Consider the following 9,493-nt stretch of genomic DNA (forward strand, 5'->3'; position numbering starts at 1 on the left):
GACGACGGTACACCTCAATCCCGAAAAAAGTGTCACGGAAGCCGTCACCAAAAAGGAGAAAAATCAAGCACTCAAAAAAGCAGCGTAAAAATCGTATTTAGGCGACAACTAGCTTGCAAATTTCCGCATGCGCAGACGAATCATTCCGTCGATAAGCCATTGATTGCGGTAGTGTTCCGGCGGCGACTGGTGCTCCAACATCCACTCCACGCTAGGTGGAATGAACTGGCCAAGATTCGTAAACACCACCTTGTCCGGATACTCCACGACGTTTACCTTGCCACCCAGACGATAGTCTTGGTGCGCCACACAGTTGTGCAATGCCTCACGAATGACCCACGCGTCATAACGTTGCACAGCCACAGGAAATAAGGTGCCATCAGGCATCGCTTCGACAGGCTCATTACGGATGCGTCGAAAGACCTGATCAGTTGCCAATAAAAATGGAACGCCATATGGATGCGAAGACACGGTCGCATGCTGAGCATCGCGCAAGATCCAGCTCAGCTTGGCATCCACGGGAGAAAGAAAGTGCGCAGACTCATCTTTGCCAAGCAGCAGCAATGCTGACCGGGTGATGCGCCCAGCCTTGGTGATGCGCGCTTTATTCAGCAACGTCACCGTGTCCCATACTTGAGCCTCTGCCCGAATCTGGTCATGTCGGGAAGTATCGGTCTCCGCTTTCAGAAGATACTCGGTAAAGCGCTTGCGCGCTGCGTCAACCGCCGCTGAGTCAAGGTCGTCAAGCGTTGCATTGGGCACAATCTCGCCAGTCCAGTCAGATTTCTGACCCAGATATTCCCATATGCGTAACTCCTTATCGGCGTGCTCACTTAGTTTAGTCTTGTGACTGTCGATACGAATGTAGCGAACGCCGGCAAAGCCCAAGGGCGCAGTGCGTGGGGCTTTGATTTCCAGTAAGACCACACGGCCCTGCGGATGTTGTACCTCATGAAAATCGAAGTCAGGCCGAGGCAAAATTTTCTGAGTCAGCCACATGATTAGCGGTTGACTGCCCTCACCTTTGGCCGAAAATGGGTTAAATGTTGTGCCGATAACTTCGTGAGTTTTGTCACTCACACCCCATACCATCCAAGCATGGTCGCGCCGCTCCAATACAGCTGAGTTGGCCAAGGCGGAAAGGTATTCACCAATATCACTCGGCTGGTCCCAGTTAGCCTTGAACTCTACCGTGCTAGCCTCACGCCCCTGTGCCCGCAGGTTATCCACCAAGGCAATCAACGCCACCTCATCCACGTTACAAACTCCGCACGTTGACGATGCCATTCTGCGCCAGGATCGCGGCCATGTTTGTCTTCGCCACGTCGTCGACGAAAGCGCTATCGCGAAAGACACAAGTAGAATCGCCAGCCGGCGCCAATTCTTTATGCCAGGCGACTATTCCCTCGGCGATTGGCTCAACCATCTGTGAGGAAATTGATTCGACAAGGCAGGTCATCAGGACTCCGCCGCCGACTGAGTAGACATTGGAACCTCCAATGTTTCGATGGTTGATCGACATGCACAGGTCTAACCCTAGCTTGAGTAGCAACTCGCATAAAATATCGTCATTGCTCCGCCCTTCTAGCAAATGTTCTTGACTAGAAATGAGGTCCGCTTGCAGGTCCGATGGCTTCGGGTTCCAGACGCGAAGGTTGGAGGTATCCAGTCTGAATACACGGAAGCCAGTATCGCCGCCATATGTAGGATTGTCGGCTCTGATCTGAGCCGCAACGCGCCGCAGGCGCTCCTTAGTCAGTTCTGCAATTGAGCGCGGCTTTCCGATCTTGTCACAATACTTTGCGGAAGCCTTCTGGTCTTTCTTTGACGGGTCCAATGGTTCGGGTAACTGGACCATCACGTACCGCCGCTTACCCCCATCAGCGGCATTGAGGTCCATCACAGCATGCGCCGTACTGCCGCTACCAGCAAAGAAGTCCATGACAATGGCGGCCTGGTCGTTCGCCGTCGCATAGTCAATGAGGCGAGCAAGTTCGAAGTGGTCCTTGGGGTTGTTAAAAACCTTCGCGCCAAGCAGCTTACGAAGGAACTTCACACAGACCTGAGATTGCTTATAGAAATAGCTACCTCTCACCTGGGTTGCGAACTCCTCCTCATCTTCGCTTGCGCCATCCTCAGCGTCGTCTGAATCTGCGTCCTCTTCGAACGCCTCTTCGGCCTCGTCGGCGATGGGCTTAATGTGCGCCTTGCGGAAAGGAGGTTCTGTGTGATCAGCACGAAACTCCACAAGTCCAAGCTTTATCTGGCGAGTCATTTCTTCGGGACTCGAATAAATCCATCCGCGTTCTGGGACTTTGCATGGCAAGCCAGTCTTCGGATGGTTTACATCATATCGCGGCCCACCGCCGCCAGGCCATGAGATATCACGATCACGCCAAGGACCGTTGGCATCAACACGTTTATATCGACTCCACTTCTTGGCTGGATGCTTTTTGTCTAGGGCTGAAAACCACGCCTGAAGGTCTGTTTCGATGGCCCGATCATCGTCTCCATGCTTCGTTCGCAATAGCAAATATTGCTCCCAAATTTCCCGTGCGCCGGGCTTTTCCTCACGCCATATCGTCTTGAGCTCACGGAGTCGAGCCAACGATTTGGCGTAAACCAAAACGTACTCGTGCCCACCTGAGATGAACTTGGCGTCATTCTTGCGGCCCTTTTCCCAGATCATGCACGCGATGAAGTTCTCTTCTCCAAAAATTTCACCGAATACACGTCGAAGATTCTCTATCTCGTGGTCGTCGATGGAAATCAAGATGACGCCATCATGTGTGAGCAGGCTCCTCGCAAGTTTGACTCGCGGATAGATCATGTTCAACCAGTCGGTGTGGAATCGCCCACTTGTCTCGGTATTGCTACTCCTGGCTCTACCTTCGCCATCAATCTGCCCGGTGAGCTCCTTGTAGTTACGGATGTTGTCCCTGAAGTCATCGGGATAGACAAAGTCTTTGCCCGTGTTGTAGGGCGGGTCGATGTAGATCAGCTTGACTTTACCGGCGTAACTTTTCTGTAGCAGTTTGAGCACTTCAAGGTTGTCGCCCTCGATCATCAAGTTCTGGGTTGTGTCCCAATCGACGCTCTCCTCCGGGCAGGGCCGCAGAGTGCCGGTGCTGGGCGCCAAGGCAAGTTGACGTGCCCGACGTTTTCCGTGCCAGTTCAGCCCGTATTTCTCTTCGACTTCAGTAACAGTTTGGTCGCCAACCAATGCTTTTAGCACGTCCACGTTCACGGCAGTACCATTTGCACCTTCAGTGATCAGCTCTGGGAACAGGGCCTTAAGCTGCGCGATGTTGGCCGCCATTAGGTCCGCCGATTGCGCCTCCGCACTCGTCGCCTGGATCTTCTGCATCTGTTTCTCCGTCATTGGGTTAATCTTTAAAGTTGTTCGCGGGCGACCAACAGGTCAGCCTGCACGCGCTTCAGCGCGAGATTCAGGTCAACCTGCTTGGCCATCTGTTTTTCCTTGCCCGCCTGGATGCGCAAGCGGACGGCCTCTCGTTCCAGCCGCTGGCACTCGTGCAGCGCCGAACGGCGCACAGCGGCATCAGCCGGACTATCTGCAACCTTGAACGTGCCGGTGTAGCGGGCCGCTTGCAATGCCGTCAGGCAGTCCCACCAGCCTTGGTACAGGGCCATCAGCGTCGCCTGTGGCTGGCGCGACAAGGCAAGGCATTGTAGAAAAATGGGCGTAGCTGTCACGTCGGCGAATGCTTCAACGGTCGTCACATCGCCGTCCAGTACAATCTTGCCTACCTCGTTCTGAGCCCAACGCTTGTGCGCCATTGACAGAAATAGGCCTTGTGGCGTTGCCAGCAAGAGCAACAAGGGATACGGCACCGCCCGGTGCACTAACTCTGCTAGTCGCGTGGTGTTGATAGGCTTGCCGGGAGCTGCCGGCCCCTCAGCGCCGCGCGTGGCGACGCTGAGCACAGCCACCTCCAGGTATTGCCGCTCCTGGTCACGATAGTCCGGCACGCCCACGGTGGTGGGCTTTAGAGCAGCAATCCACAGGATCTCTTCGATAACATCGTTCAGTAGGCGCTTGTCAGTAGCGGTTGGAGCGCCGTTTTCCACCAACATTTTTTTAGGGACGCGCTGATCTACTCGGCAACTGGCCGGCAATGCCAATGCAGCGATTAGTTCCTGCACTATCAAGCGCCGCTCCCTGGCAAGACTACTAGGAAGGCCGCTACCTCAAAGTCGTTGCTACCAGCGAACTCGCCCTTCATGGCATGCGTGCCACCCGGCGAAAACAGACTGGCCACGGCGCGCTCTTCATTCTTGCCCACCACTGACGCTACAGCGGAAGCGAGCAGTTTTTGTGCTTGACGCATGTCTTCGCCCTGACGCGTGTCCTTGTCGAACTTGGCGCAGGCGCCCGCGTCGGGCAACGCGCGCCCGAGGGCCAGGCGTTTGAGCCGGTCCAGAATTCGCTTGGCCTGAGGGTATGGCAGCAACACGGCGCCATCGTCGCCCACGTGCGCCAGGTAGATTGGCGCTAAGGGGTAGTCAGATTGCAGGCCCTTTGCCGCCACGGCTCCTTCGGCACGTAGGCAGAATATGACTCCAGGTGCGATGTCGGCATCAATGCTGGTCGTGACGGCGTAGGTTCCCAGCGGAAGGGTATCGAGCTGACCAGGGTGTTCCTTGAGGTATTGCGCAAGGTCGATGCGGAAGTCGGTAAGCGTCAGATCTGTGATGGAAACGCCGTTACTCAAGTCCTCCATGTCGATGACGGTGTCCTGCAGTTTGAGCAACTGTTTGCGCCGGTACTCCAGGTCATTCATCGGATTGCCAGACTGCTGCTCGATGAGGTTTTCCTCGCCGGTTGCCGAGACATCGAGCAATACCATGCGACCGCTGACGCGTTGCTCCAGGCCGATGTACTCCTCAAGCTCCATGTTGGGCCAGAAGTTTACCAATTGGATATTCTGATTGGGGGAGCCGATACGGTCGATGCGTCCGAAACGCTGGATGATCCGAACAGGGTTCCAGTGAATATCGTAGTTGACTAGCCAATCGCAGTCCTGCAAGTTCTGCCCTTCAGAGATGCAGTCGGTAGCGATGAGCAAATCGATTTCACCTTCGGTGGCCAGATCTAGCGGCCGTTCCTTAGCGCGGGGGGCGAAGGCCGACAACACACTACTCATGCTCTTGCGCAAACCGGGTAACGTAGTCTGGATGCCGGCACTACCGGTGATCAATCCAGCGTCGATGCCGAGCGCGCTCTTGGCCCAAGCCGCGAGGTTGGCGTAGAGGTATTGCGCAGTATCCGAGAACGCGGTGAACACGATTATCTTGCGGTTGCCGGCGTTAATCGGCTCGCGGCATTTCCGTTCAATCATTGCCCGCAGCTTCGCAAGCTTGGCATCACGATTTGCGTCCACTTGCTGCGCAGCCGCAAGTAGCGTGGCCAAGCGGTTCCGGTCCTCAATCAAATCTTGCTTCCAGCGGATGAGGTCAACGTCGGTCAGCAATACTTTGACCTTGCGCCCGACCAACAGGGATTCGAAGGCAGGGTCGTCGATGTCCACATCGGCAATGTCAATCTCTTCGACACCGTCGTCATGGTTTTCGATGTGGGCAAGCACCGCTTGAACGTCCTTCAGCTGCCGCTGAACCGTCAGCGCAAATGAGGACACAGCGCTCTCCATACGCTTGAGCACGTTGACCCTAAGCAGGTGGATCAAGCTCTCTTCACGGTCGGCCTGGCGGAAAAAACTCTCGCCGCCTCGAATCTCAGTGCTGTACTTCGCATCGTAGGCAGCCTGCTTGTGTGGACGCACGTAGCGCAGCGGCGCGTAGCTCGCCAAGTTCAGGCGCCGAATCTCAAGATTGATGTCTTTGATAGCCCTGAATTGGCCAGCAATGTCCACATCAGCTTTGATATTTATGGGGGGCAACCGGCCCGGAAATTTTCCAGTCTCCGCCGTGCCGTAGTATTTTTCGACGTGCCGGCGCGAACGTGCGATGGTCAAGTGATCCAGGAGGGTAAAGTAATCGAAGCCCAACATTTCCACCAGATGCCCAGGCGTACGTTCGGCCTCGTCCATTTCCAACCAGCGATTGAACTGGGATTGGGCCTTACGGGTTGTCTGCTCAATACTTGCTATCCCATGCTCCAACAGGGCTGTGTCGTCCCCTTCGGTGACAAAGGCAATTTGATTCTTCAGATCGGCAAGACGGTTGTTCACAGGGGTGGCCGACAACATCAACACGCGCGTTTTGACGCCTTCCTTAATAATCTTGCGCATGAGCCGGTCGTAGCGCGTTTCCTTGCCTTTGTTGCTCGCCTTGTTGCGAAAGTTGTGACTCTCGTCGATGACGACGAGGTCGTAGTTACCCCAGTTCACATTGGTCAGGTCAATGTCGCCTGAGATTCCGCTATCGCGCGACAAATCTGTGTGGTTCAGCACATCGTAGTTAAACCGGTCGGCAGCCAGTATGTTGCGCTTGTCGTTGGCCTTGTAGAGCGTCCAGTTGTCGCGCAGGCGTTTGGGTGCCAGAACCAGTACCCGGTCGTTGCGCAGCTCGTGGTACTTGATGACGGCTAGCGCCTCAAATGTCTTCCCCAAGCCCACGCTGTCCGCAATAATGCAGCCGCCGAAGCGCGCGAGCTTGTCGATGGCACCGACGACGCCGTCCCGCTGGAACTTGAACAGCTTATTCCACACTACTGTGTTTCGGATGCCAGTGGCCGACTTGACGATTCGCTCCTCGTCCATCTCATCGCCCCTGCCTCCGAACATGTGATTCAGGATCAAGGTGTAAATCGTGAATGGTGCGCGATGTTGCCCCATGCCCTGCAGGGTTTCAATCAGGGCTGGCAGGCTATCAGGTTGCGCCTGCAGCGTGGCCCATTGCTGGTCGAGCCAGCGGGCAAGCTGAGCGGCTTCCTCGGCTGACTCCGAGGCTTGAATCAAGTTTAGGGGATTCCCGGGCGTCAGGCCCAAGCCGTCAGTGCTGAATGCGAACGAGCCCAGGACCACCTGGTCGGCCATGCCGTCCGAGGCGCGCATGACGGCGGCGCCCTGAGGAACTCGCCCATGCGCCCGACGTAGCTCGACATTATGATCCAGCCATTTTGCGCACTGGTTGGCCAACCAGCGGGACTGCATGCGGTTGCGTGCCGCACGGTCACCGTCACGGCCAAGAAAATCGAGCTCTTCATCGGCGGGCGGCAGAATGAGTTGCACGCGTTCCAACTTGCCGAGCGCTTCGCGAAGCTCAGCGAATGCGAACAGCGAGAACGACGGTGTTACACAGCCGAACTGGTGTCCCGGTTTCAGATGGGGGAGGATAAGATCAATGACGCGGTCTGAGCCGCTGTTGCGGATCAGCTTCACGTATCTTTTCCCTCTCCGTGTGCATTTGCTTCATCGGCTGGCAATGCCGCCGTCGATTGCGCTGATATCCATCCCTCGATGTCGCCTCTCTTGAAACGCCAGTTCGCCCCGACCTTGAATCCAGGTAGACGACGCTCAACTGCCAGCCGATACACCGTGCGTTGATTGACTCGCAGGTATTCGGCAACTTCTTTGACGGTCATTACGCTATCAGACGAAGTATTCATAGGGGCGCGAATTTAGGGTGGATTCTAGTGCAAGGCAGTACAAGACAGTCTAACACGCTGCCGCCCTGCCCCGACCACTGCCTTAAGCGCCTTCCGGACATCACCCGCTAGCCCCAGATCGGCTATGGCCAGAGCGCAAAAGACCTGGGCCGTCACACGGACGGCCTAAGCACGAAAAATAGTGCGATGTGCTGGGATGCAGCGGCAGCGTTTGAGCTCGACTCAGCCTGCGTCGGCGGCCAATTCGTCCTGGCATCCCTTACTGCGGAAGCTCACCTCGCCGCATTGTTTCGCAAGCGCATACCTGTCCTGGTCATGGTCGGGTTCGAGCTCATTATTCTCACTCCCATCGTATATGGGGAACTCGAACGTATAGAGACGCTTGATGGGCACCGTCGAATGAAAGCCGCCCATCGCACAAGCGGCGGCGGTCGTGTCGTCCATGTCGCCTGGGACCAGGACTTCGTAACGGCCGGGAACCGCCCAATCCTCCGGGTAGACGAGTTCAGGGTCAATGCCCTCAGTAAATGCCGCCCGGATGCTGAGCGTGCGCCATCCAGGAACGGGCTCGGAAGTGAAGCTGGGCTGGTAACTATTCAGCCGCTACGCAGCCGGCATGATCGGATCGCCAGTCAACGCACGGCGCAGCACTTCCAACATGCTGTGACCTTGTTTGCGTAGCGTATCGAGGCAAGAACGGATGACGCAGAAATTGTCGGCACCGGCAGTGGTGCGGAAGCAGCCAGATATCTTCTGTTTGACCTTGGGCATCCTGACGGCCCGTTCAGCAATATTGTTAGTGAACGGGACGCTGGGATCGGCGATGAAGCGCAAGATGGCATCGGCGTGCAGCCGGAAGCGGCGCAGCAAGTTATGGGCGTCGGATTGCTTGCAGCGACCGGCTTTGCCGTCTGGCTTTATTTGAAAAGGGTTCAGTTGTTCGCCTTGGCTCACGATGTCGTTGTAGACGGTAATGAAGGCGGCGATGGCGGGCGCGTCAAATGGTCGTCCCTGCTGCTGCGCCGCCGCGCTCAATCGCTGGGCGTTGAGCAGCAGTTCGCTCATGGCAGTTGGCCAATCCTGGCCGGTGACCTCCTGCGCATAGACCAGTTCTCGAAGCAGATGGGCATTGCACAAGGCATGCAGAGCGTTGTCGAGTTTCCAGTACGGCGCCCAGCAATCATGCAACCAGCACGCCGCTGCGTTTGGGCAGAATGCCGTGCGCAGTGATCGCATCGACGCCACGCTTGGCGTGCATGCCATACCAAGTCAGTTCTGCAGTCGCTGCCACATGCATCCAGTGCAGCTTGCCGTCCACGAGCAGGCCCGATTCGTCGGCGCACAGTACAGGAGCGTGGTGCAATTGTCGCGCTATCAGATCCGCTGTGCCCTGCAGAGCCAGACGGGCCTCGCCAACCCAGGCGAGCAGGGTTGCCGGCGACACCGACATGCCCGTCATCTCGAAGATCAATTCGGCGGCGCGGGCGTACGGCAGCATCTGTCCCTGGGTCAGATGCACGCCCAGTGCCCGCACGTTCGGGCCGTATTGCACCACCTCGCTCACTGCTGCCGGAAACTCGCTGTCATGGCGCTGACCGCAGGCGCAAACCACTGTGTCGACGCGGTGTTCGACAACCTCGAAACACATCGTCGGCACATCGAATACGTGGCGACGCTCCAGCACGAGCGCCTGATCGAGCGCCAGCGCATTGTGGCAGTGGTTGCAATGCGACGGCGGCGGATGATCCTTCGTGCTGGTCGGTTCGGCCACCCGCTTTAGCCTGAATGTTGCACAAACCACCGCCGCAGCGCCGCTTTTCCGATGCAGGACCTTTTCAACTTGAATCGGAATGTCGCGGGCGATAGCGTCCCTACCCAATTGAACGGGACAGTCAATGAAGC

General features: G+C 56.7%; 8 protein-coding genes. All 8 read right to left on the minus strand.

All coding sequences use genetic code 11. From position 1 onward, the window contains the following. Positions 1–108: 108 nt before the first annotated feature. Positions 109–1,257, minus strand: coding sequence for an ATP-binding protein (locus F1735_RS31350; protein ID WP_167240656.1), 1,149 nt, complete (start codon positions 1,255–1,257; stop codon positions 109–111). Position 1,258: 1 nt separating this feature from the next. Continuing rightward, a complete protein-coding gene (locus F1735_RS31355; protein WP_167240658.1) occupies positions 1,259–3,367 on the minus strand; it encodes a site-specific DNA-methyltransferase in 2,109 nt (702 codons plus the stop codon). Between the two features lie 26 nt (positions 3,368–3,393). Next, positions 3,394–4,167, minus strand: a complete 774-nt coding sequence (locus tag F1735_RS31360) for a DUF4391 domain-containing protein (protein WP_445081578.1) — start codon at positions 4,165–4,167, stop codon at positions 3,394–3,396. 2 nt (positions 4,168–4,169) lie between these two features. Further along, complete coding sequence (locus tag F1735_RS31365) at positions 4,170–7,364, minus strand: helicase-related protein (RefSeq protein WP_167240661.1); 3,195 nt, start codon at positions 7,362–7,364, stop codon at positions 4,170–4,172. Next, positions 7,361–7,567 (minus strand): helix-turn-helix domain-containing protein, encoded by a 207-nt coding sequence (locus tag F1735_RS31370; protein WP_308628222.1) that lies wholly within the window; start codon positions 7,565–7,567, stop codon positions 7,361–7,363. The genes F1735_RS31365 and F1735_RS31370 overlap by 4 nt, the downstream gene beginning before the upstream one ends. Before the next feature lie 246 nt (positions 7,568–7,813). Then, entirely contained in the window at positions 7,814–8,035 is a 222-nt protein-coding gene (locus F1735_RS31375) for a hypothetical protein (RefSeq protein WP_167240665.1), read from the minus strand. Positions 8,036–8,194: 159 nt separating this feature from the next. After that, on the minus strand, positions 8,195–8,854 hold the full coding sequence (locus F1735_RS37000; protein ID WP_308628224.1) for an IS66 family transposase: 660 nt from the start codon (positions 8,852–8,854) through the stop codon (positions 8,195–8,197). Continuing rightward, positions 8,772–9,493: IS66 family transposase (locus F1735_RS37005; RefSeq protein WP_229506058.1), on the minus strand; the 722-nt coding region annotated here is incomplete at its 5' end. The genes F1735_RS37000 and F1735_RS37005, both read right to left, overlap by 83 nt.

It is taken from the genome of Massilia genomosp. 1, from assembly GCF_011682185.1.
Lineage (GTDB): Bacteria > Pseudomonadota > Gammaproteobacteria > Burkholderiales > Burkholderiaceae_D > Telluria_A > Telluria_A rubra.